Origin of the sequence: Mycobacterium sp. AMU20-3851 (genome assembly GCF_043974665.1) — a bacterium.
GTDB lineage: Bacteria > Actinomycetota > Actinomycetes > Mycobacteriales > Mycobacteriaceae > Mycobacterium.
In genome coordinates this window covers 5,416,921-5,438,146 of sequence record NZ_CP146371.1, presented here as the reverse complement: position 1 = coordinate 5,438,146, position 21,226 = coordinate 5,416,921, and the positions used below count along the sequence as shown (strand labels likewise).

Below are 21,226 nucleotides of genomic sequence, written 5' to 3'. Positions count from 1 at the left end.
TTACCCCACGTTCGCTACGAAGACCTGCCGATGGCGCGGGACCGCGGTATCGGCTGGGCGGCGCTGCGTGATCTCGGGCCGGTGGTGTGTGGCGACGGGTGGTATTACCTGACCCGCCGCGAGGACGTGCTGGCCGCACTGCGGGATCCGGCGGTGTTCTCCTCGGGTATCGCGTACGACGACATGATCAGTCCGGTGCCGCTGGTGCCGCTCGGCTTCGACCCGCCCGAGCACACCCGCTACCGGCGCATCCTGCATCAGTTCTTCAGCCCGCAGACCCTCAACGCGATGCTGCCGTCGCTGCAGGCCCAGGCGATCGACATCATCGACGAGATCGCCGGACGGGACAGATGCGAGGTGATGGCAGATCTGGCGACGCCGTACCCATCACAGGTGTTCCTCACCCTGTTCGGCCTCCCGCTGCGGGACCGGGAACGCCTGATCGGATGGAAGGACGCGATCATCGCGTTCAGCCTCACCACCGACCCGTCCAGCGTCGACCTCACCCCGGCGGTCGAGCTGTACACCTACCTGACCGAAGCCGTTGCCCAACAACGCAGGCAGCCGTGCGACGGCATTCTGTCGGACCTGTTGCACGCCGAGGAGCCGCTCACCGACGACGAAGCCGTCGGGTTGTCCATGGTCTTCGTGCTCGCCGGCCTGGACACCGTCACCTCCACGATCGGCGCGACAATGGTGGAGCTTGCCCGCCGGCCCGAGCTGCGCGCAGCGCTGCGAGACGACCCCGACGGCGTCGCGGTCTTCGTCGAGGAGATGATCCGGCTGGAACCCGCGGCGCCGGTGGTCGGGCGGGTCACCACGCGCCCCGTCACCGTCGCGGGTGTGACACTGCCGGCCGGCGCCGACGTCCGGCTGTGCCTCGGTGCCATCAACCGCGATGCCAGTGACGGCCTCTCGGTCGACGACTTGGTGCTGGACGGAAAACTGCACAAACACTGGGGGTTCGGCGGCGGACCACACCGCTGCCTCGGATCGCACCTGGCCCGGATGGAACTGCGACTGGTGGTCAGTGAATGGCTGGCCCGGATCCCGGAGTTCCGGCTCGTGCCCGGGTACATCCCGGAGATCACCTGGCCGTCCCCGACCTGCACGCTACCGACGTTGCCACTGCTGCTGGGCTGACCGACTTTTCGATCCTGCCGATTTGACCTCTTCCGGACCCGCGGCCCGCACGGCTGCGCCCGCTCAGAACTGCACGCCGCGGGTCAACGCACCGTCCACCAAAAGGTTCGTCCCGGTGATGAAACTAGCCGCCGCACTGGACAGGAACACCACCGCATTGGCCACCTCCTGCGGAGTAGCCATCCGGCCGGCCGGGTTCAGCGCCAGGGCGGTCGCGAACAGTTCCGGGTCGTTCTCTTCGATGGAGGGCCAGACCCCACCGGGGAAGTAGGTGTTTCCGGGGCTGACGGTGTTGGCCCGCACACCCTTTCCGGCCAGTTGATAGGCCAGGCCCTGGGTGTAGTGGATGATCGCGGCCTTCATGGTGCCGTATGGGCCTGCCGCGAAATCGATCTCGCGGCCCGAGACGCTGGAGATCGTGACGATCGACCCGGCCCCAGACGCCTCCAGCATGGGCAGGGCGGCCTCGATCAGGCCGACGGTGCCCATCATGTCGACCTCGAAGCTGGTGCGCCAGTTGTCCGGGGACTCCGGGATGGCCAGCGCACTGACGTTGGCGACCACACCGTCCAGCCCACCGAAGTTCTCGGCGGTGGTGTCGACCCATGACGCCAGCGCGGCCTGATCGTGCACGTCGACGGCGGAACCTACCGCGCGGTCCCCGAGTTCGGCCTGGACACCGACCACCGAGTCGGGGGTGCGTGCGCAGTAGGCGACGCGGGCACCCTCGGCCAGCAGGCCCTCCACCACCGCGCGCCCGATGCCGCGCGTGCCGCCGGTCACCGCGAACCGCTTGCCGGCGAGTCCGAGATCCATGGGTTCTCCTAATAGGTGATGGTGCCGAATGAGTTTGCCGTCGAGCGCAGTTCGGCGTGCACGCCGCCGTACGCGGCGGCTGCCGGAAGCAGCCGTTTGTCGATCTTTGTCACGGCGCTGTAGTTGGTGTCCACCACGTTGGCGATCGGCGCCAGTGAGATCTGGGTGAGCAACTGGTAGGCGTCGAGCCGGTCGAGCCCGTACAACTCGCCCAACCAGGTGATCATCTCGACCTGCCCGGCCCGCCACGCCTCCTCCAGGGGACGTCCCGATCCGATGCACACCAGGTGAGTGTCGGTCTCCAGCCGCGGCCAGGCCGGCCCGCCGCCCTTGATCAACTCGACGATGACGGTGACGTTCATGGCACCCTCGACCGCCGTGCCGCAGGACTCACCCTCGCCCTGGCGGTAGTGCCCGTCGCCCAGGGAGAACAACGCGCCCGGCACGTTCACCCGCAGGTAGCAGGTCGCGCCGGCGGCCATCTCCGGGGTGTCCATGTTGCCGCCGAACACGTCTGGCACCAGGGAGGTGCGCACCTCCCGGCGGGCGGGTGCGACACCCACGGTGCCGAGCATCGGGTTGCTCGGCAGCGCCAGTTCGAAGTCGCTGCCGTGTGCGCTGAACCCGAGAGTCTTGGCTGCGGAGTCGTATTCGTAGATGTAGGTGCGTTCCGGGAGCGGGTCCTGCAGAGTCGGGCTGACCGGCACGCTGGTCAGCCCGCCGAAGAACGGAATCAGTGTGGACGCGCCCCAGGTGCGGGCCGGGGTGAGATCCACCAGATGCACCGCCAGGGTGTCCCCGGGTTCGGCGCCCTCGATCCAGAACGGGCCGGTCTGCGGGTTGAGGTCCTCGGTGTCCAGGGCCCGGGTGGCGACGTCGTCGGTGCTGGTGATCCGGCCGCCGAAGGCGTCCTCGGTCCACAGCGTGAGCACCGTGCCGGGTTTGACCCGCAGCACCGGGTCGGCGCCGCCGAAGGTGAAGGCGAACTGCTCGGGGGAGGGGACGAACGTGATGTGGTCCATCGGGTCATCCTCGTCGCAGGACGCCGTCACCGCCATCCGACGGCAGAGATCGCGGCGCCAGGCGCTGCAACTGGGTGACGTGAGACGGTTCCAGTTCGTCCAGGGAAGCCACCCCCAACAACCGCATGGTGCGGGTGATCTGCCCGGACAGGATCTCGATCATCCGGTCCACGCCGGCCTCACCGCCGGCCATCAGGCCGTACAGGTAGGCGCGGCCCACCAGGGTGAACCGGGCGCCTAGCGCGATGGACGCTACGATATCGGCTCCGGACATGATGCCGGTGTCCAGGATGATCTCGGTCCGATCGCCCACCGCAGGGGCCACCTGCGGCAGCAGGTGGAACGGGATCGGCGCCCGATCCAATTGACGCCCACCGTGATTGGACAACACGATACCGTCCACGCCCAGGTCAGCGACCGCTTGCGCGTCGGCCAGCGTCTGGATGCCCTTGACCACCAACTTGCCCGGCCACTGCGACTTGATCCAGGCCAGGTCCTCGAAGGTGACCGTCGGATCGAACATGCTGTCCAACAGTTCGGCCACGGTGCCCGACCACCGGTCCAGCGAGGCGAAGGCCAGCGGTTCGGTGGTGAGGAAGTCGATCCACCACTGCGGGCGCGGGATCGCGTTGAGCACGGTCTTGGCCGTCAGCGCCGGCGGGATGGACATGCCGTTTCGGGTGTCCCGCAGCCGAGCCCCGGCCACCGGCACGTCGACGGTGACCAGCAGGGTGTCGTAGCCGGCCGCGGCAGCGCGCTCGACCAGCGCCATCGACCGGTCCCGGTCCTTCCACATGTACAGCTGGAACCAGTTGCGCCCGTGCGGATTGGCGGCCTTGACGTCCTCGATGGACGCGGTGCCCATGGTGGACAGCGAGAACGGGATCCCGGCCCGGGCGGCGGCGCGGGCGCCGGCGTACTCGCCCTCGGTCTGCATCATCCGGGTGAAGCCGGTCGGCGCGATGCCGAACGGCAGCTCCGAGCGTCCGCCGAGGATGGTGCAGCTGGTGTCCACCTTCGAGACGTCGCGCAGGATCGCCGGGTGGAACTCGATGTCCTGGAAGGCCTGCCGGGCCCGGGCCAGGGACAGCTCGGCCTCGGCCGATCCGTCGGTGTAGTCGAACGCGGCGCGCGGGGTGCGGCGCCTGGCGATGGTGCGCAGATCCTCCACCGTCAGGGCGGCGGCCAGCCGGCGTTTGCGTGCGTTCAGCGCGGGCTTCTTGAACTGCATCAGCGGCGCCAGGTCGGCGACCCTGGGAATGCGGCGTTTCATGTCGGTACCTTTCCTGCCGCGACGCTACGCGGAATCCGGGTGCGTCGGGTGCGTGGCGTGTACTGCTGGGGTGGGAACCTGTTGGCAACGATAAGGCGCAGGGCTTCGAGATCGCCGTCGACCAGGCGGTGGGCGCGCGCGCTGATCAGTACGTTGCCCAGCGCGGTGGCCTCGACGGGCCCGGCCAGCACCGGCAGTCCGGTGCGGTCAGCGGTGAGCTGGCACAGCAGCCGATTCTGGGAGCCGCCGCCGACGATGTGCACGGTGCGCACCGGCGTACCCGACAGCGCGGCGGCCTGCTCGACCCCGTCGGCGAAGGCGGCCGCGAGGCTTTCCACGATGGCCCGCACGATCTCCGGCCGGGTCATCGGCACCGGCAGTCCGCGTTCGTCGTACCAGGTCCGGATCCGGCCGGGCATGTCACCGGGGGCCAGAAAGCGCGGGTCGGCGGTATCGAAGACGTCGAACGTGGTCCGTACCTCGCCGGCCTGGGACAGCAGTTCGGCGAGATCGGCGCGGAACCCGTCGCGCTGGAACTGCCGGAGGGTCTCGCTGAGCAGCCACAGACCCATCACGTTGTGCAGATACCGGATGCGGCCGTCGGCGCCGACCTCGTTGGTGAAGTTCGCCTGCCGGCCCGCCTCGGTGAGCACCGGAGCGCTCAGTTCGACGCCGACCAGACCCCAGGTGCCACACGAGATGTAGGCCGCGGCCGACGAATCCATCGGGACGGCCACCACCGCGGAGGCGGTGTCGTGGGAGGCGACGGTGGTGACGGTGGTCTTTGGGGTCAGGCTCAGCGGTTCGGCGACCCCGGTCAGCAGCGGGCCCAATTCGGTGCCCGGTTCGGCGAGCGCCGGGAACAGGCCGGGTGGCACGCCGAGCAGCTCACCGAGATCGGCGTCCCACCGGCCACCGGTGTGCAGCAGGCCGGTGGTGGAGGCGTTGGTGCGTTCACTGACCTGCCGGCCGGTCAGCCAGTAGCCGATCAGATCGGGGATCAACAACGCGCGGTCGGCGAGATCCAGTCGCCCGTCGGCCTTTTCGGCCGCCAGCTGATAGATGGTGTTGAACGGCAGGAACTGCAGGCCGTTGCGGGCGTACAGCGCGGCCGGGTCGACCTCGCGGTGCACCGCGGTAACCCCGTCACCGGACCGGTTGTCGCGGTAGTGGTAGGGCAGACCGAGCAGCGCGCCGCCGCGCAATAGCCCGTAGTCCACGGCCCACGAGTCGACACCGACGGTGACCAGGTTGTCCGAGTGCCGACCGGCCTCGGCCAGCCCGGTGCAGGCCTCCCGGAACAGGCCCGGCAGATCCCAGTGCAGTGCGGTGCGCTGCCCGTTCCACAGCTGCACCGGGTCATTGGAGAAGCGGGCGACCTGCTCGAGTTCCAGCCGGCCCGGCCCGATATCGGCGAGCATCACCCGCCCGCTGGTCGCCCCCAGATCGATCGCGGCAACCTGCCCGGAGCGCGTCACCTCAGGAAAGCTGCGGCCACGCCGGCGTCGACCGGCACGTGCAGTCCCGTGGTGTGGGAGAAATCGCTGGTGCACAACGCGAAGGCGGCGTTGGCGATGTTCTCCGGCAGCACCTCGCGTTTGAGCAGGGTGCGCTGGGCGTAGTAGGCGCCCAGCTCTTCCTCGGGAACCCCGTACACCGCGGCCCGCTTGGCGCCCCAGCCGCCGGCGAAGATGCCGGACCCGCGGACCACGCCGTCGGGATTGATGCCGTTGACCTTCACACCGTGCTCGCCGAGTTCGGCCGCCAGCAGCCGAACCTGATGTGCCTGATCGGCTTTGGTTGCCGAGTAGGCGATGTTGTTGGGCCCGGCGAACACCGAGTTCTTCGACGAGATGTAGATGATGTCCCCGCCCAGCTTCTGGTCGATCAGCGCGCGGGCGGCGGCCTTGGACACCAGGAACGACCCGCGGGCCATCACGTTGTGCTGCAGATCCCAGTCGGCGGCGGTGGTCTCCAGCAGCGACTTCGACAGCGACAGCCCGGCGTTGTTGACCACGATGTCGATACCGCCGAACGCCAGCGAGCAGGCGTCCACGGCGGCCTGCACGGCCGCCTCGTCGGTGACGTCGGCGGCGACGCCGACGGCGACATCGGGTCCACCGATCTCGGCCGCGGCCGCTGCCGCCTTCTCGGCGTCCAGATCGGCGATCACCACGCAGGCACCCTCGGCGGCCAGTCGGGTGGCGATGGCCTTGCCGATACCCGAGGCGGCGCCGGTCACCAGCGCGATCCGGGTGGCCAGCGGCTTGGGCTTGGGCATCCGGGCCAGCTTGGCCTCCTCCAGTGCCCAGTACTCGATGCGGAACTTCTCCGACTCGTCGATGGGCGCGTAACTGGAGATCGCCTCGGCGCCTCGCATCACGTTGATGGCGTTGAGGTAGAACTCGCCGGCCACCCGGGCGGTCTGCTTGTCCTTGCCGTAGCTGAACATGCCGACGCCGGGAATCAGCACGATGGCCGGGTCGGCGCCGCGCATCGCGGGACTGTCGGGGGTGGCATAGCGCTCGTAGTAGGCGCGGTAATCGGCGCGGTACTTCTCGTGCAGTTCGGCCAGGCGGGCCTTGCAGTCCTCTACCGAGGCATCGGCGGGCAGGTCGAGCACCAGCGGCTTGACCTTGGTGCGCAGGAAGTGATCCGGGCAGCTGGTACCGAGTTCGGCCAGCCGCGCATGCTCGGCAGCACCCAGGAAGTCGAGTACCGGTGCGACGTCGGTGAAGTGCCCGACCTGCGGCCGGTCGGCGGAGGCCAGGCCGCGGATGAACGGGGCCAGGGCGGCGGCTTTGGCGCGGCGTTCGGCTTCGGGCAGCGCGCCGTACCCGGGCAGCGCAGCGCCGAAGGGTCGATCCTTGCCGTTGGCGGCGATGTAGGCCTCGGCGGTCCTGATGATCTCCAGCGAATTGGCCTGCGCCTCATCGGAGGTGTCGCCCCATGCGGTGATGCCGTGCCCGCCCAGGATGCAGCCGATGGCTTGCGGGTTGGCCTTCTTGATTGCCGAGATGTCGAGGCCCAGTTGGAATCCGGGGCGACGCCACGGCACCCAGACGACCCGGTCGCCGAAGATCTTGCCGGTCAGCACCTCCCCGTCGACCGCGGTCGCGATGGCGATGCCGGAGTCTGGGTGCAGGTGGTCGACGTGCGCGGCATCGACCAGGCCGTGCATGGCGGTGTCGATCGAGGGTGCGGCGCCGCCCTTGCCGTGCAGGCAGTAGTCGAACGCGGCGACCATCTCGTCCTCGCGGTCCACACCCGGGTAGACGTCGACCAGGGCGCGCATCCGGTCCAGGCGCAGCACGGCCAGCCCGGACTCGGTGAGGGTGCCGAGGTCGCCGCCGGATCCCTTGACCCACAACAGGTCGACGTCCGCACCGGTCACCGGGTCGGTGTCGGTGCCCTTGGCCGAGGTGTTGCCACCGGCATAGTTGGTGTTCTTCGGATCCGAGCCGAGGGCGTTCGAACGCGCGATGAGTTCGGCGACGGTGGTGTTGCTGGACATGTTGCTTATGCTCCCCATGAGGATTGTGTGCCGCCGACTCGTTCGGCGTTGATGGTGTCCTGGTAGCCGCTGTCGCGGAACGCGGCCATCGGATCGGTCGGCAGGCCGAGCGCGCTACGCCGCTCCGCAAGCATCGGCCGGACATCGGTGTAGAAGGCGTCCATGAAGATCGCGTTGGCTCCCAACACATCTCCGGCTTCCTGGGCTGCGGTCAGGGCGTCGGTGTCCACCAGCGCGGCCCGTGCCGTCATCTCCTGGACGTTGAGCACCGAGCGGATCTGGCCGGGAATCTTCTCCTCGACGTTGTGGCACTGGTCGAGCATCAGCGCGACGGTCGAATCGTCATCCAGTGCGCCACCGCGGATCACCTCGAACATGATGCGGAACAGCTGGAAGGGGTCGGCTGCGCCGACGATCAGGTCGTCGTCGGCGTAGAAGCGGGAATTGAAATCGAACGAGCCGAGCTTGCCCAGCCGCAGCAGCTGGGCGACGATGAACTCGATGTTGGTACCCGGTGCGTGGTGCCCGGTGTCCAGGCAGACCTTGGCGCGGTCCCCGAGCGCGGTGACGTGCGCATACGAGGTGCCCCAGTCCGGGACGTCGGTGGCGTACATGGCCGGTTCGAAGAACTTGTATTCCAACACCAGTCGTTGACCGGATCCGATGTGCTGGTAGATGGCGGCCAGCGATTCGGCGAGCCGGTCCTGCCGTCCCCGGATGTCGCCCTGGCCGGGGTAGTTGGTGCCGTCGGCCAGCCAGATCTTCAGGTCCCGGGACCCGGTCTGGTCCATCACCTCGATGCAGGCCAGGTGGTGGTCGATTGCCTTCTGCCGCACCGCCTTGTCGGTGTGGGTGAGGCTGCCGAATTTGTAGTCGTCGTCCTGGAAGGTGTTGGAGTTGATGGTGCCCAGCCGCACTCCGAGGTCGCCGGCGTAGCGGGCCAGCGCCGCGTAGTCGGCGACGGTGTCCCACGGGATGTGCAGGGCCACCGTCGGTGCCAGCCCGGTGAGACGGTGCACGGTGGCGGCGTCGGCGATCTTTTCCTCGACGGTGCGCGGGGTGCCGGGGGTACCGAACACCTTGAATCGGGTGCCGGAGTTGCCGAAGGCCCAGGAGGGCAGCTCGATGGCGAGATTGTCTAGCGGGGAGTTCATCTGTTCCTCAGATAGCGGTGGTGGGAACGGGGGCGGGTGCCGAGACCGGCGCGCCGTACCGTTCGGATTCGATCTGCTGTAGTGACTTGCCCTGGGTTTTCGGTGCCCACACCGCGCCGATGATCAGCGCGACGGTGAGCAATCCGACCAGCAGGATGCCGACGGTGGTGAGTCCGGTGGCTGCCAGCATGGTCGGGAAGAAGTAGCTGAGCAGGCCGGTGGCGGTGCGGACCACGAAGAACATCACGCCCTGGGCGCTGGCCCGGTAGGGGGTGGCGAACAGTTCGCTGGCCCACAGGCTGTAGAAGGCCTGGCAGCCGACACCGGCCGAAATACCCCACAGCACAGCGAAGATGAGCATGGTGGTGACGCCGCCGTCGGTGAACGCGACCAGGACGATCCAGCCGACGATGCCGAGTGCGGCGCCGAAGACGTAGAGGCCACGCTGGGAGACGCGGTCGGCGTAGCGCATGAAGCCGAAATAGGTGGCCGCGACCGTGCAGCCCCACACCAGCACCTGCAGCAGGTTCTGCTGGACCGGGCTGTGCAGACCCGCGGTGTCATAGACGCGGGGCATGAAGATGCCGGCCTGGCCGGCAACGGTATTCCAGAACAGGTAGATGCCGCCGAGGAACAGCAGGGCGGTGATGTTCACCTTGCGGGAGAACAGGCCACGCACGCCACGGGATCCGACCGAGGACTGCAGCTCGCGGCTCTCATGCACCGCCTCGTCCGTCCAGATCTGGGATTCGGCCAGGCCCTGGCGGATCCACCACACGATGGCGGCCACCACGAACAGGTGCACGAAGATGATGCGCGAGCCGAGCAGCTCCAGCGGTGCCAGTGCGGCCGCGAGTGCGAAGCCGATGAACGGGCCGACCGACCAGGCCAGCTGGGCGGTGCCGACGTGCTTGGCGCGTTCGTTCGACGGTGCCTGCTCGGCGATGTAGGTCCAGGAGGCGGGTACCCCGGCACCCACGGCGATGCCGGTGATGATGAACGCCGCCAGCAGCATGGTGAAGTTCATCGCGAAGGCGGCCAGCAGCACGCCGGCCATGTACACCAGCAGGTCGTAGGTGTAGATCGCCTTGCGGCCGAAACGGTCACAGAGCGGGCCGCCGAGCGCGGCGCCGATGGCCGCGCCGAAAGCGTTGGCGCTCAGCGCCGCCAGCAGGCCGACGGCGAAGTTGCTGATGCCGAACTCGGCCTGCCAGAAGCCGAGGCTGGTCGCGATTGCGATGATCGATCCGGCCTCGATGTAGTTCGACATGGCGACCGCGATGGTCGCTCGCCAACCGGTGGTGGAACGCGCGCCGATTTTCATTCCGGTGTCTTTCGGTGAAGGGGAGTCAGGCGAGGTGGAAGTACTCGGTGAGCAGCTTGAGGCTGCGGTCGGGGTGGTCTTCGGCGCGGAAGTACTGCGCCATCTGTTCCTGCCATTTGTCGTTGATGGCGGTCCGGTTCATCTCGGCGGTGGCGCGGGCGAAGTCGTCGGTCTCCAGGTATCCGACCACCGTGGCCTCGTCTCGGTGCAGGAACAGCGAGTAGTTGTGCCATCCCGCGGTGCGCAGTGCGTCGAGCATCTCCGGCCAGACCTCGGTGTGGGCGGCCAGGTAGTCGTCGACGCGGTCGGGCTTCAGGTGCATGACGAAGCACACACGTTGGATGTCGTCCACTTGCCACTCCCGTATTGAAACGTTTCAATTTGTGATGGCGCCAACACTAGGACGCCGAATGCGGTCGCGTCAAGCGCCCTCGTGAGGCCGGTCGGTCGGTGCTCAGCCCTGGGTGCTCAGGCGGATCACCAATTCGGGCTGAAACTGCACGTGCTTCGGTTTCCGGGGTCCGGGTTCGGCCGACTTGATCAACAAATCTATTGCGGTACTGCCGATCTGGATGCTGGGCTGGCGCACCGAGGTCAGCGGGACCACAGCGGACCGGGCGAACTCGATGTCGTCGTAGCCCACCAGGGCGATGTGGCCGGGCACGGTGAGGTCGCCCATCAGAGCCAACGCCTGCAGGACGCCGATGGCCACCAGGTCGTTGGCGCAGAAGATGCCGTCGGGGCGCTGGGCCGGCGGACGGCCGCGGATCTGCTCGCCCACCGCGCGACCGGCCAGCACGGTCAGCGCGGGTGTGGGGATGACCTCCAGTTCGGCGCCGGGCACCTGCGCCAAGGCATTGCGTGCGCCCTTCAGGCGGTCGCGGACCTGCCGGAGTTCGGGTGGTCCGCCCACGAACGCGATACGGCGACGACCGATGCCGGCCAGGTGCTCGACGGCCAGCGTCGCACCGGCGACATCGTCGACGGCCACCGAGTCGAATTCGGTGCCGGTACCGTCCCGGTCCACCAGTACGACCGGGGTGCCGCGCCGGCGCAGCGTCTCCAGTCGGTCGAAGTCATCGCCGACCGGGGAGACGAGCAGGCCGAACACCCGCTGCTCGTCGAAGGCGTCGATGTGGGACCGTTCGCGGTGCGGGTCGTCGTCGGAGGTGGCCAGCAGCAGGGTGAGGTTGTGGTCGGCGGCGCGGGCCCCGGCGCCGCGGGCGATATCGGTGAAGAACGGGTTGCCGACGTCGAGCACGACAAGCCCGACACTGCGTGACCGCCCGGCGCGCAGCTGACGGGCCGCGTCGTTGCGGACGAATCCGAGCTTGTCGATGGCGGCCTGCACCCGTGCGACGGTGGTCGGAGAGACCTTGTCGGGCGAGTTGAGCACGTTGGACACCGTGCCGACCGATACCGCGGCGGCGGCGGCGACTTCCCGGATGCTCACCACACGTCCATTTCACCAGACGTGCGACCGCGGGCGGTCTGACAGGCTTCCGGCGTCTTGTGCCGAGGTTCGCCGGGTTGGACACTGTTGTCATGGACACCGCGCCGGCGGAGGCGTGACGTGCGCAACGGTTCCTTGCCGGGGTGGACCTACCAGCGGAGAATGCTAGTAGGGCTAATTAACCATCACGAGTGGGCTGGCATGGATCATGAGAGCGAAAATCGCCGCCGCGTTGGGTGCGGTGGCCGCGACAATGGCATTCGCGGGATGGGTCGGCACGCCGGCGGCAAGCGCTGACCCCTGCGGCAACTTTCAAGTCTGGGGGAACGGTGGAGGCCAGTGCGACGGACCGTTCTACGACGACGGCAGCTTCCAGCGCTGCACCACGGTCTTCGTGCTCGGGATCGGCGGCACGCAGTGTTTCATCGTGCCGCCCCCGCCGCGGTAGCGGCGACCCGCTCGGTGTGAGCGCGAACCGCGGGCGCGATCCAGGCGTTGAGGTAAGCGCGCAACTCGGCGCCCTGCCGGGCCGGCCGGCCGGGGTCCAGGATGAACGACTGCAGCGTGCGAAGCATGAACTCGACCAGCTCATCGAGTAGTGAGCTGGTGAAACCCGCTGCCTGCCAATCGATGTTGAACCGTTCGAGGATCGATCGGCCGAATCCGATCGCCAGGTCGGAGGTCACCCCGGCGGTGAAGGCGCTGGCCTTTCCAGGCTGCAGCACCAGGCCGAGATACTTGTCGTGGGGCAGCTGTTCGAAGGTGTACGCGATGCCCTCCACCACCGCTGCGGTCGGATCGGTGATGGATCCCAGTTGCGCCGCGAGGCGGTCCAGGAAGTCGGCCACCGATGAGACGGCGGTGGCCGCAAGCAGGGCCTCCTGGGTGGGGAAGTAGCGGTAGACGGTCTGGCGGGTGACGCCGAGCGTCTGGGCGACCTCCGACACGCTCACCGTGCCGCGGCTGTCGATCGCGCCGCGGGCCGTGTCGATGATGCGGGCCACCGCCTCCTCGTCATCGGCGGGGATGTCCCCGGACCAGCCGTGCCTGCGCATTCCTCGATCGTCGCACGAATGAGAACGAAACCCTGACGGTACAGTAGGCATTGATTGTATGGTCTGAGCATGGCGACCAGACCCGTGAAGTGCACCGACGAATCACTGACGTACCGCGCGTTGCGCCACGCGACGGACGGCACGACCGATATGGCCGATCGCGAACTGAAAGTGCCGCTGCACTATTACCGCGACCCGAAGATCACCGAGCTCGAAGAATCCCAGATCCTGCGCCGCGTGCCGTTGGCCATCGTGCCCTCGGCACAGATCCCGGACGCCAATGACTACGTGGTGCGCTCGGTACTCGGGGACTCGCTGTTGGTGACGCGGGACCGCACCGGAAAGAGCCACGTACTGCTCAACTACTGTCGGCACCGAGGGGCGATGCCGGCGTGCGGCTCCGGCAACGCGGCGAGATTCGTCTGCCCGTACCACGCGTGGACGTACAAGAACACCGGCGAACTGTTCATGGTCCCCGGAAAATCGGGGTTCGATTCGATGGACGTCAAGGACTACGGCATGGTCGAACTGCCGTCCCAGGAACGCTACGGTTTCATCTGGGCGGTGCTCACCGCGGACGCGGCGATCGATGTGGACGCGCATCTCGGCCCGTTGAAAGACGAACTGGCGCTGTGGGATTACAGCGCGTACGGCCACCACACCGAGCGGGAATTCTCGTCGGAGGTGTCCTGGAAGGGCGCGCTGGAGGCCTTCGCGGAGGGCTACCACTTCCCGTTTGTGCACGGCGAGAGCCTGATCGGACAGAACACGCTGCCCAACACCGGTGTCTACGACGAGTTCGGCCGGCACCATCGGATCGGCTTCCCGTTCACCTGGGTCAAGAACCTGGCCGAGAACGACGGCAGTGAGGGCCCGCCGCCGTCGCTCGACCCGTCGGCGAACATGGGCGTGATCTACTGGGTGTATCCCAACCTTATCCTCGCGAACAGCCCTGTCGGCGTGGAGATCATCGACATCCTCCCCGAGGGTGATCCCACCCGCTGCACGGTCCGGCACAGCTGGATGGGGCGGATCCCGGCAGCCGACGACGATATGCGCGCGTTCTACGACACCGTGTACGAGGGCGTGCACGCGGCGGTCCGCGACGAGGATTTCGCCATGCTGCCCCAGTGCGGACAGGGCGTCCGGCACGGCCAGCACGATCACATGATCATCGGCCGCAACGAGATCGGCGTGCAGCACATGATCACGGTGTTCGCCGAGGAACTCGGGGTTGCTCTCGCCTGACGGTGGCCGCCGCTTCCTGCAGAGTTTCGGCCAATCGCACCGCGGCCGGCGTCATCCGGGCTGCAGGACGGGAGGCAAGGTACACCTTCCAGATCACGTTCTGCACCAGAGGGACGGCGCGTAGGTCGGTGAGACGGTCCGCTTCCGATGCCGGCATGAAGGCGGTGCCCAGTCCGTTGCGTACCAGTTCGGCGATGGCGGCGTACCCCGCCGGGACCTCATACCGAGTGCGTGACTGCACGCCCACGGCATGGAAGGCGTCGTCCATCAGCCGTCGAAGCCCGAAACCGCCCGGCAGGCCGACCAGTTCGGCGTCCGCGAGATCGGCGAGATCCACCCGCTGTTGCGGCTCGCCAACCTTGGGGCACACGTAGACCATCGGCTCCTCGAACAGCAGACGCATGTCCAGCCCCGGTGGAAAGCGTTCCGGCACCGACACCAGGGCCACGTCGAGCGATCCCTCGGTGAGGGCGGTCAGGTACGCCGAGGCACCGCTCTGACTCAGATGCAGCCGGAGTCGTACGTGCGGGTGATCGTGATGAAACCGGCCCAGCGCCGCCGCGACATCCAGTGGTCCGAAGGCGATCAACGATCCGAACTCGACCGTGCCGGTCAGTGCTCCGCGGAATTCCTGGACCGACTCGGCCGCAGCCCTGGCGGTCTGCAGCACCTCCAGTGCGTGGCCGCGGAAGCGTTCACCCGCCGCGGTCAGACTGATCTGCTGGCGGGACCGGTCGAACAGTTGCACATCGAGTTCACGCTCCAGTTTCGCGATCGAGGCCGACATCGCGGACTGCACCACATGGGCGCGGCGCGCAGCGCGCGAGAAGTTCATCTCGGCGGCCACCGCGACGAAGTGCTCGAGTTGCCTCAGTTCCATGCCGACAGGCTATCGACAGAAGTGATGGTTGTTATCTGAAGCAATCGTTGGACGTGATGGCTGCGGGCGGAGTGAAATGAGTTCCGTGGACATCAGCAGACGAACGTTCGCCCGCCTCACCACCGCGGCAGCGGGGGCGCTGTCGGTCGCGGCGTGCTCAACCGCCCCGCAGGCTTCCGGAACGCCCACGGTGCCGACGGCACCGGCGCACACCCTCGGCCCGGTCAAGCAGATCAGGGCCGGTCTCCTCGACGTCGGGTACGTCGAGACGGGACCGGTCGACGGACGGGCCGTCATTCTTCTGCACGGCTGGCCATATGACGTCCACAGCTATGCAGATGTCACCGCTGCCCTTGCGGCACAAGGTTTCCGGGTGATCGTGCCGTTCACCCGCGGGTTCGGGTCGACGCGGTTTCTGTCCGCTGACACGATGCGTAACGGCCAGCAGGCGGCCATCGCGCACGATGTGATCGACTTGATGGACGCGCTGCACATCCCCGACGCGATCCTCGGCGGGTACGACTGGGGCGGCCGGACCGCGAATGTGGTTGCCGCATTGTGGCCACAACGGGTGACCGGCCTGGTGGCGGTCAGTGGATATATCGTCGTCAACCTCGCGGCCAACCTCGAGCCGCTGGTGCCGCAGGCCGAATACGGCTGGTGGTACCAGTACTACTTCGCCACCCCGCGCGGTGAGCTCGGTTACCGGCGCCACACCAGGGATTTCAATCGGCTGATCTGGCGGAACGCGTCGCCGCTGTGGCAATTCACGGACTCCACCTACGACCTGAGCGCCGCGGCCTTCGACAACCCCGACCACGTCGAGATCGTCGTGCACAACTACCGGTGGCGGCAGAGTCTGGCGCCGGGTGAGGCCCGCTACGACGCCGACGAGGCGAAGCTCGCCGAACGTCCGACGATCCGGATTCCGACGATCACGCTGGCCAGTGATTTCGACGGTCCGGCCAAGGACGGTGCAGGATATCGGCAGCACTACACGGGCAACTACGAGCACCGGGTGCTCGACGGTATCGGGCACAACGTGCCGCAGGAAGCTCCGTCTGCGTTCGCCGCCGCGGTCGCCGACGTCAGCCGGATGTGAGGATCACTCCAGCACGAACACCGGGATCAACCGGTCGGTCTTGGTCTGGTACTCCGCATACGGCGGGTAGGCCTCGACAGCGAGCTCCCACCAATGCTCACGCTCGGCGCCCTCGACCTCGCGGGCGGTCAGCTCCACGACGCGGTCGCCGTCCTGGACGGTGATCTGCGGGTTCGCCTTCACGTTGTGATACCACGACGGGTGCTTCGGATCGCCGCCCTTGGAGGCGACCATCGCGTACTTGCCGTCCTCCTCGACCCGCATCAGCGGTACATAGCGCTTCTTGCCGCTCTTCGCGCCGGTGGTGGTGAACAGCACGATCGGCCGATCCAGGACCTCGACGCCGTCGGTGGTGCCGTTCTCGATGATGCGTTGGGTCTGCTCGCGCACCCAGTCGGTGGGGCTCAGTTCGGGATGATTCGACATGGGTGCGGTAACACCGCGACCCGCCCGGCTATTCCCTGTGAGACCCTCGGGTGATGACGACTCACGCGGATGTCTTCATCTCTGCCGCCGAGCTCGCCCGGCGTCTGGACGGCGGGGAGCCCACCACCGTCCTGGACGTCCGGTGGCAACTCGGGTCCCCCGACGGACGTGCGGCCTATACCGAGGCGCATCTGCCCGGCGCGGTGTACGTGGCGTTGGAGGACGAACTCAGCGACCACACCGTCGCCGGCCGGGGCCGCCATCCGCTGCCGTCCGGGGCGCAGCTGCAGGACGCGGCGCGGCGCTGGGGGGTGCGGCGTGGTGTCCCGGTGGTGGTCTACGACGACTGGAACCGCGCCGGCTCGGCCCGCGCCTGGTGGGTGCTGCGGGCCGCCGGGGTGACCGATGTGCACATCCTCGACGGCGGCCTGGCGGCGTGGCGCGCCGCAGGCGGAGCGGTCGAGACCGGGGAGGTGACCGCGCCGCCCGGAGACATCGTGGTCGAACATGACGATCTTTACGCGGGGGCGATGCCCACTCTGACCGCCGACGAGGCGGCGGGGCATCCGAACCTGCTCGATGCCCGCGCCCCGGAACGGTTCCGTGGCGAGGTCGAACCGGTCGATCCGGTGGCCGGCCACATTCCCGGCGCGCACAACCTGCCCAGCACGTCGGTGCTGACCGCCGACGGCACCGTGCTCTCCGAGGAGGAACTGGCCGCCCTGGGCTGGTCGTTCGGCGGATCGGATCAGGTCGGGGTGTATTGCGGATCCGGAGTCACCGCAGCGGTGCTGGTGGCGGCGCTGGCGGCCGCCGGTGTGGACGCGGCGCTGTTCCCGGGTTCCTGGTCACAGTGGGGCTCTGAACCGGAACGCCCTGTGGCGACAGGCGACTAGGTCGACGCGCGCTCGGCCTCGGGTGCGCTCCTCATGCCAGCCTGGCCAACAGGAAGGCGCCGATCTCCCGGATCGAGGTGTCCATGATGGCGCGGTCTCCCTGGGTGTTGAATGCGTGATCGGTCGGGTAGCCGGTGTGGATGACGTCGACCCCTGCCGCGCGCAGGCGGTCGGCGATCTCGACCATCTCCGGACCCAGCGTGTCCAGGTCGCCGGTCTGGATCAGGGTGGGCGGCATCTTCTTCGGCAGGTCGGGGTCGTGATACGGCGAGGCGAACGGATCGTCATGGCTGGCCGGGTCCACGAAATAGAGTTTCGCCGAGAGTTTCTGGAGTCGCGGGGAGATCGCGGCGTTCGCCTTGGGTGAGGTGCGGTCGGCACGGATACAGTCCGCAACGGCGTAGGAGAGCACAGCGGCACGCAGTGCGATGCCGGTGTCGTGGGAGTACTGCGCCAGATTCATGCTGAGCTTGGCGCCGGCGCTGGCCCCGCCGACGCTGACGCGGTCGGCGTCCCAGCCCTGCTGGTCGGCGTTGTCCAGGGCCCACTGCAGGATGTCGATGCATTCGTGTTCTGCCACAGGGAAAGTCACCTGCGGAGCGGCGTGATAGTCGATCGCCAGAACCACGCAGCCGATGTCGGAGGCCAGGAACCGGCAGATGTGCGCATCCTCGTGGGTATTGCGCAGCACGAATCCGCCGCCGTGGATGTCGATGTGCAGCGGCGGTCGTCGATCCGAGGTTCCGCTCAGCGGGGAAGACGGATGCGGGCGGTACACGAAGCACCGGACCGGCCCGTGCCTGGTCGGCACCCGGACCACGCCGGGCGGGTCGATTGTGTAGGTCGGCTTCGGGACGGCGGGTGGCCGGAACACCAGCGGAGCGACCTGCTGCGCGGCATAGGCCAGCGCGTACTCCAGCGGCGCGATACGGGGGTTGGCCATGCCCACACGTTAGACGACAGCGGCCATCGCCCCAGGTGGATCGCTTTAAATGCCTGATGAATCAACCATTAGACCACTTTCGTTAACAGCATGTCACAGATCACAAATATTGGTCTATAGGTCTTGTTTTTAGTCCTTCAGGTGCCATACGCTCCGTCCACCCGTAGGAAAGGTGGAACATCCATGGCGGTTGACACAAGTGCCGTGACCGGGGCCGAGAACGGTGCCGGCCAAGGCCATTCGACGCTCAAGCGCGGAGCCATCGGGCTCGCCGGCGTCGTCTTCATGGTCGTCGCATTCTCCGCACCGATCACCGCGATGACCGGTAACCTGCCGGTGGCGGTGGGGTACGGCAACGGGCTGGGCGCCCCGGCCGGCTTCCTGATCGCCACGATCGTGCTGACCATCTTCAGCGTCGGATTCATCGCGCTGGCCAAACACATCACCGCCGCAGGTGCGTTCTACACCTTTGTCTCCCGCGGTTGGTCGAAGATCCCAGGGCTGGCCGCCGGTGTCATGTCCATGGTCACCTACATGACGATGGAGGCGGCGCTGATCGGCATCTTCTCGGCCTTCACCGATCAGGCGATGAACTCCCAGTTCGGCATCGATCTGCCCTGGGAACTCTATGCCGTCGCCTGCCTGCTGGTCATCGCCCTGCTGTCGCATTTCGACATCTCGGTCGCGGCCAAGGTGCTGGGCGTGGTGCTGGTCGCCGAGATCCTGATGCTGGGCCTGAGCGCGGTCGCGTCGCTGATCAAGGCTCCCGACGGCATGCACTTCGAGGCCCTCAACCCGGTGACCGCGTTGTCCACCAATGGCGTCGCGGGCGGAGTGGTGGGACTGGGGCTGCTGATGGCGTTCTGGTCCTGGGTCGGTTTCGAGTCGACCGCCATCTACGGCGAGGAGTCCAAGGACCCCAAGCGGATCGTGCCCAAGGCAACCCTCATCGCAGTCATCGGCATCGGCGTCTTCTACACCTTCATCTCCTGGGGTGTCATCGTCGGCAACGGACCGGATGCTGCCGTGGCACTGGCGTCCGGCGACGAGCCGTTCCAGCTGATCTACACCCCGGCCCGGGAGTACCTCGGACCCTGGGCGGTCACCGTCTTCGAGTGGCTGGTGCTCGGTGGCTCCTTCGCCTGCGCGCTGGCCATCCACAACTCGGCAGCCCGCTACCTGTTCGCGTTCGGCCGCGACCGGCTGCTCTGGCACCGGCTCGGCGGCGCGCACCCTCGGCACGCCTCGCCGTGGGTGGCCTCGCTGACCCAGAGTGCCTTTGCCGCAGTACTTCTCCTGATCTGCTCACTGACCGAGAGCGACCCCTACGCGGACCTTTTCGTGCTGGTGGCGATCATGGCGACGGTGTTGCTGCTGATCGTGCAGATCATGTCCTCGATCTCCACCATCGTGTACTTCCACGTCAAGAAGCAGCATCCGGAGACCGCCAACTGGTGGCGGACCCTGTTGGCGCCGATCATCGGTGGGCTGGGCATGCTCTACGTCATCTACCTGATGGCCTCCAACATCGAGGCGGCGGCCGGGACGGCCTCGGACAGCCTGTTCTTCAAGATGATCCCGTGGATCATCGGGGTCCTGTGGTTCGGCTCGATGGGCGTGGCGCTGCTGCTGCGCAAGGTGGACCCGCAGCGCTATGCGCGCATCGGCAGCACGGTGTTCGACGACCGCCCGGAAGACCTGCTGCCGGCAGACCGGGCATGACCGACTGGGCAGACGTCAAGGTGCTGGCCGCGGCTGCCGCGAAGCTCGCCGGCCCCGGCCGGCGCGTGGAGACGATCGTCGCCGACGTCGCGGACCCGACATCGTGCGAGCGGATGGCCGCCGAGGCGCAACAGCGCCTCGGCGGGCTGGATGTGTTGTGCGGTCCCGGTCCGGACGCGATGGCGAAGATGCTCGTCTGTATCCCGCAGCGCCGCTTGGGTTCACCGGCGGACATCGCCGCCGCGGCACAGTTCTTCGCCGGCGAGGAGGCGGCTTTCATCACCGGCCGGCACCTGGTGGTGGACGGCGGCCAGACCCTTCCCGAACTGCCCGACGTGTCGTGAGATGGCGGCCCGCTCAGCGCTTCAGCCACGCCTCGACGGTGTGCCTGGTGTCGTTGATGTGGGCCTCCATCCGCGCGGCCGCCAGTTCCGGCTCGCGGTTCTCGATGGCCTCCAGGATCGACTCGTGGTAGTCGTTGGCGTTGGGCTCCAGCCGTCCGAAGATGGCGCCGACCGGCAGCCACATCCGGCGCCGGGCGTCGGCCACGGCATCGAGCAGCCGATCGTTCTGGGCGGCCTGGGCGATGCCCATGTGGAAGGCCGTGTCCAGCGTCTGGAAATCCGTCGTGTGCTGCGCGGACTGCTCCTTCAGCGCGGTGTGCAACGCCTCGTCCATACCCGACAGCAGCTTGTGCAGACCGGCGATGTCGGTGGTCCGGCGCCGCTCGGCGGCCAGCCGGGTGGCGCCGGTCTCCACGATGGTCCGGTAGTCGAAGGCGTCGCGGATGGCCCGCTTGTTCTGACGCATCTCGCGGCGCATCGCGACGGCGTCGTAAACCGGTGCCTGGACCGTGAATCCGCCGCCGCGGCCGCGCCGGACGGCGATCAGGCCTTCGCGCTCCAACACCGCGACCGCGGTACGCACGGTGGTCCGGGAGACATCGAGCATCTCGGAGAGCTCGCGTTCGGTGGGCAGCCGGTCTCCGGGGCGGAACTGGCCCAGCTCCAACGCGCGCCGCATCTGGTCGACCACCAGCTCGTGCGCGGGGATTTGCCGGACCGGGCTCAGCCCACCGGAATTGGCAGCCGCCATCGCGCTCTCCCTTCCTTTGCCCGAAGGGTAGCGCACCTGGCCGGAAAATCGGGTATGTCCGGACCATTGAACCATATGGGTCCGACCGGCCAGCGGGCTCACCATCTCTTTAAAGAACTAAAGACTTGACCAATAGTTGTTTATGAAAGAGACTTGAGCC

The 21,226-nt window shown here is 67.6% G+C and carries 21 protein-coding genes; 7 read left to right on the top strand and 14 right to left on the bottom strand.

The genetic code is table 11. The features are described from left to right. The first annotated feature begins 30 nt into the window (after positions 1 to 30). Complete coding sequence (locus V4U86_RS26060; RefSeq protein WP_395312217.1) at positions 31 to 1,143, top strand: cytochrome P450; 1,113 nt, start codon at positions 31 to 33, stop codon at positions 1,141 to 1,143. A gap of 63 nt (positions 1,144 to 1,206) precedes the next feature. Here the strand turns inward: V4U86_RS26060 and V4U86_RS26055 are convergent, their stop codons facing one another. The 9 genes from V4U86_RS26055 to V4U86_RS26015 form a co-directional block, all read right to left on the bottom strand. Further along, the gene (locus V4U86_RS26055) at positions 1,207 to 1,959 is read right to left on the bottom strand and encodes an SDR family NAD(P)-dependent oxidoreductase (RefSeq protein ID WP_395308736.1); all 753 of its coding nucleotides are present in this window, start codon (positions 1,957 to 1,959) and stop codon (positions 1,207 to 1,209) included. Positions 1,960 to 1,967: 8 nt separating this feature from the next. Continuing rightward, positions 1,968 to 2,981: an acetamidase/formamidase family protein gene (locus tag V4U86_RS26050; protein WP_395308735.1), complete on the bottom strand. Its 1,014-nt coding sequence runs from the start codon at positions 2,979 to 2,981 to the stop codon at positions 1,968 to 1,970. Between the two features lie 4 nt (positions 2,982 to 2,985). Then, positions 2,986 to 4,254 carry an alpha-hydroxy acid oxidase gene (locus tag V4U86_RS26045; RefSeq protein WP_395308734.1) on the bottom strand — a complete coding sequence of 423 codons (1,269 nt, stop codon included), beginning with the start codon at positions 4,252 to 4,254 and terminating at the stop codon, positions 2,986 to 2,988. Beyond that, entirely contained in the window at positions 4,251 to 5,675 is a 1,425-nt protein-coding gene (locus V4U86_RS26040) for a rhamnulokinase (RefSeq protein ID WP_395312216.1), read from the bottom strand. Before V4U86_RS26040 ends, V4U86_RS26045 begins: the two co-directional genes overlap by 4 nt. A gap of 53 nt (positions 5,676 to 5,728) precedes the next feature. Beyond that, on the bottom strand, positions 5,729 to 7,768 hold the full coding sequence (locus tag V4U86_RS26035) for a bifunctional aldolase/short-chain dehydrogenase (protein WP_395308733.1): 2,040 nt from the start codon (positions 7,766 to 7,768) through the stop codon (positions 5,729 to 5,731). A gap of 5 nt (positions 7,769 to 7,773) precedes the next feature. After that, on the bottom strand, positions 7,774 to 8,922 hold the full coding sequence (rhaI, locus tag V4U86_RS26030) for an L-rhamnose isomerase (protein ID WP_395308732.1): 1,149 nt from the start codon (positions 8,920 to 8,922) through the stop codon (positions 7,774 to 7,776). Positions 8,923 to 8,929: 7 nt separating this feature from the next. Then, positions 8,930 to 10,246, bottom strand: a complete 1,317-nt coding sequence (locus V4U86_RS26025; protein ID WP_395308731.1) for an MFS transporter — start codon at positions 10,244 to 10,246, stop codon at positions 8,930 to 8,932. Positions 10,247 to 10,271: 25 nt separating this feature from the next. After that, complete coding sequence (locus V4U86_RS26020) at positions 10,272 to 10,568, bottom strand: L-rhamnose mutarotase (RefSeq protein WP_395308730.1); 297 nt, start codon at positions 10,566 to 10,568, stop codon at positions 10,272 to 10,274. A 132-nt stretch (positions 10,569 to 10,700) separates the two neighbouring features. Beyond that, the gene (locus V4U86_RS26015; protein ID WP_395308729.1) at positions 10,701 to 11,702 is read right to left on the bottom strand and encodes a LacI family DNA-binding transcriptional regulator; all 1,002 of its coding nucleotides are present in this window, start codon (positions 11,700 to 11,702) and stop codon (positions 10,701 to 10,703) included. A 205-nt stretch (positions 11,703 to 11,907) separates the two neighbouring features. On the opposite strand from V4U86_RS26015, the gene V4U86_RS26010 reads away from it, so the two are divergent. Then, positions 11,908 to 12,147, top strand: a complete 240-nt coding sequence (locus V4U86_RS26010) for a CDGP domain-containing protein (protein WP_395308728.1) — start codon at positions 11,908 to 11,910, stop codon at positions 12,145 to 12,147. Here the strand turns inward: V4U86_RS26010 and V4U86_RS26005 are convergent. Further along, positions 12,122 to 12,754, bottom strand: coding sequence for a TetR/AcrR family transcriptional regulator (locus tag V4U86_RS26005; protein WP_395308727.1), 633 nt, complete (start codon positions 12,752 to 12,754; stop codon positions 12,122 to 12,124). The genes V4U86_RS26010 and V4U86_RS26005 overlap by 26 nt on opposite strands. Positions 12,755 to 12,823: 69 nt before the next feature. Here V4U86_RS26005 and V4U86_RS26000 point away from each other — a divergent pair, with 69 nt between their 5' ends. Next, entirely contained in the window at positions 12,824 to 14,002 is a 1,179-nt protein-coding gene (locus V4U86_RS26000; RefSeq protein WP_395308726.1) for an aromatic ring-hydroxylating oxygenase subunit alpha, read from the top strand. Here the strand turns inward: V4U86_RS26000 and V4U86_RS25995 are convergent. Beyond that, the gene (locus V4U86_RS25995) at positions 13,962 to 14,882 is read right to left on the bottom strand and encodes a LysR substrate-binding domain-containing protein (protein WP_395308725.1); all 921 of its coding nucleotides are present in this window, start codon (positions 14,880 to 14,882) and stop codon (positions 13,962 to 13,964) included. The genes V4U86_RS26000 and V4U86_RS25995 overlap by 41 nt on opposite strands. A gap of 76 nt (positions 14,883 to 14,958) precedes the next feature. Between V4U86_RS25995 and V4U86_RS25990 the strand changes: the two genes are divergently transcribed. Continuing rightward, complete coding sequence (locus V4U86_RS25990) at positions 14,959 to 15,984, top strand: alpha/beta hydrolase (RefSeq protein WP_395308724.1); 1,026 nt, start codon at positions 14,959 to 14,961, stop codon at positions 15,982 to 15,984. Between the two features lie 3 nt (positions 15,985 to 15,987). Here the strand turns inward: V4U86_RS25990 and V4U86_RS25985 are convergent, their stop codons facing one another. After that, positions 15,988 to 16,410, bottom strand: coding sequence for a nitroreductase family deazaflavin-dependent oxidoreductase (locus V4U86_RS25985; protein WP_395308723.1), 423 nt, complete (start codon positions 16,408 to 16,410; stop codon positions 15,988 to 15,990). Positions 16,411 to 16,463: 53 nt separating this feature from the next. On the opposite strand from V4U86_RS25985, the gene V4U86_RS25980 reads away from it, so the two are divergent. After that, entirely contained in the window at positions 16,464 to 17,306 is an 843-nt protein-coding gene (locus V4U86_RS25980) for a sulfurtransferase (RefSeq protein WP_395308722.1), read from the top strand. A gap of 31 nt (positions 17,307 to 17,337) precedes the next feature. Here V4U86_RS25980 and V4U86_RS25975 read toward each other — a convergent pair whose 3' ends face one another. Beyond that, the gene (locus V4U86_RS25975) at positions 17,338 to 18,249 is read right to left on the bottom strand and encodes an alpha/beta hydrolase fold domain-containing protein (RefSeq protein ID WP_395308721.1); all 912 of its coding nucleotides are present in this window, start codon (positions 18,247 to 18,249) and stop codon (positions 17,338 to 17,340) included. Positions 18,250 to 18,432: 183 nt separating this feature from the next. Between V4U86_RS25975 and V4U86_RS25970 the strand changes: the two genes are divergently transcribed. Continuing rightward, positions 18,433 to 19,971, top strand: a complete 1,539-nt coding sequence (locus tag V4U86_RS25970) for an APC family permease (protein ID WP_395308720.1) — start codon at positions 18,433 to 18,435, stop codon at positions 19,969 to 19,971. Continuing rightward, the gene (locus tag V4U86_RS25965) at positions 19,968 to 20,315 is read left to right on the top strand and encodes an SDR family oxidoreductase (protein ID WP_395308719.1); all 348 of its coding nucleotides are present in this window, start codon (positions 19,968 to 19,970) and stop codon (positions 20,313 to 20,315) included. The genes V4U86_RS25970 and V4U86_RS25965 overlap by 4 nt, the downstream gene beginning before the upstream one ends. A gap of 13 nt (positions 20,316 to 20,328) precedes the next feature. Here V4U86_RS25965 and V4U86_RS25960 read toward each other — a convergent pair whose 3' ends face one another. Next, positions 20,329 to 21,066, bottom strand: a complete 738-nt coding sequence (locus V4U86_RS25960; protein WP_395308718.1) for a FadR/GntR family transcriptional regulator — start codon at positions 21,064 to 21,066, stop codon at positions 20,329 to 20,331. Positions 21,067 to 21,226 lie beyond the last annotated feature (160 nt).

Excerpts from the sequence above, each read along its gene's own strand:
- V4U86_RS26000 (WP_395308726.1), top strand. The coding sequence starts at position 12,824 with ATGGCGACCAGACCCGTGAAGTGCACCGACGAATCACTGACGTACCGC.
- V4U86_RS25970 (WP_395308720.1), top strand. The coding sequence starts at position 18,433 with ATGGCGGTTGACACAAGTGCCGTGACCGGGGCCGAGAACGGTGCCGGC.
- V4U86_RS26040 (WP_395312216.1), bottom strand. The coding sequence starts at position 5,675 with ATGCTCGCCGATATCGGGCCGGGCCGGCTGGAACTCGAGCAGGTCGCC.
- V4U86_RS26050 (WP_395308735.1), bottom strand. The coding sequence starts at position 2,981 with ATGGACCACATCACGTTCGTCCCCTCCCCCGAGCAGTTCGCCTTCACC.
- V4U86_RS26035 (WP_395308733.1), bottom strand. The coding sequence starts at position 7,768 with ATGTCCAGCAACACCACCGTCGCCGAACTCATCGCGCGTTCGAACGCC.
- V4U86_RS26055 (WP_395308736.1), bottom strand. The coding sequence starts at position 1,959 with ATGGATCTCGGACTCGCCGGCAAGCGGTTCGCGGTGACCGGCGGCACG.
- V4U86_RS25960 (WP_395308718.1), bottom strand. The coding sequence starts at position 21,066 with ATGGCGGCTGCCAATTCCGGTGGGCTGAGCCCGGTCCGGCAAATCCCC.
- V4U86_RS25995 (WP_395308725.1), bottom strand. The coding sequence starts at position 14,882 with ATGGAACTGAGGCAACTCGAGCACTTCGTCGCGGTGGCCGCCGAGATG.
- V4U86_RS26020 (WP_395308730.1), bottom strand. The coding sequence starts at position 10,568 with ATGCACCTGAAGCCCGACCGCGTCGACGACTACCTGGCCGCCCACACC.
- V4U86_RS25990 (WP_395308724.1), top strand. The coding sequence starts at position 14,959 with ATGAGTTCCGTGGACATCAGCAGACGAACGTTCGCCCGCCTCACCACC.
- V4U86_RS26045 (WP_395308734.1), bottom strand. The coding sequence starts at position 4,254 with ATGAAACGCCGCATTCCCAGGGTCGCCGACCTGGCGCCGCTGATGCAG.
- rhaI (WP_395308732.1), bottom strand. The coding sequence starts at position 8,922 with ATGAACTCCCCGCTAGACAATCTCGCCATCGAGCTGCCCTCCTGGGCC.
- V4U86_RS26010 (WP_395308728.1), top strand. The coding sequence starts at position 11,908 with ATGAGAGCGAAAATCGCCGCCGCGTTGGGTGCGGTGGCCGCGACAATG.
- V4U86_RS25980 (WP_395308722.1), top strand. The coding sequence starts at position 16,464 with ATGACGACTCACGCGGATGTCTTCATCTCTGCCGCCGAGCTCGCCCGG.
- V4U86_RS26060 (WP_395312217.1), top strand. The coding sequence starts at position 31 with ATGGCGCGGGACCGCGGTATCGGCTGGGCGGCGCTGCGTGATCTCGGG.
- V4U86_RS25975 (WP_395308721.1), bottom strand. The coding sequence starts at position 18,249 with ATGGCCAACCCCCGTATCGCGCCGCTGGAGTACGCGCTGGCCTATGCC.
- V4U86_RS25965 (WP_395308719.1), top strand. The coding sequence starts at position 19,968 with ATGACCGACTGGGCAGACGTCAAGGTGCTGGCCGCGGCTGCCGCGAAG.
- V4U86_RS26025 (WP_395308731.1), bottom strand. The coding sequence starts at position 10,246 with ATGAAAATCGGCGCGCGTTCCACCACCGGTTGGCGAGCGACCATCGCG.
- V4U86_RS26005 (WP_395308727.1), bottom strand. The coding sequence starts at position 12,754 with ATGCGCAGGCACGGCTGGTCCGGGGACATCCCCGCCGATGACGAGGAG.
- V4U86_RS25985 (WP_395308723.1), bottom strand. The coding sequence starts at position 16,410 with ATGTCGAATCATCCCGAACTGAGCCCCACCGACTGGGTGCGCGAGCAG.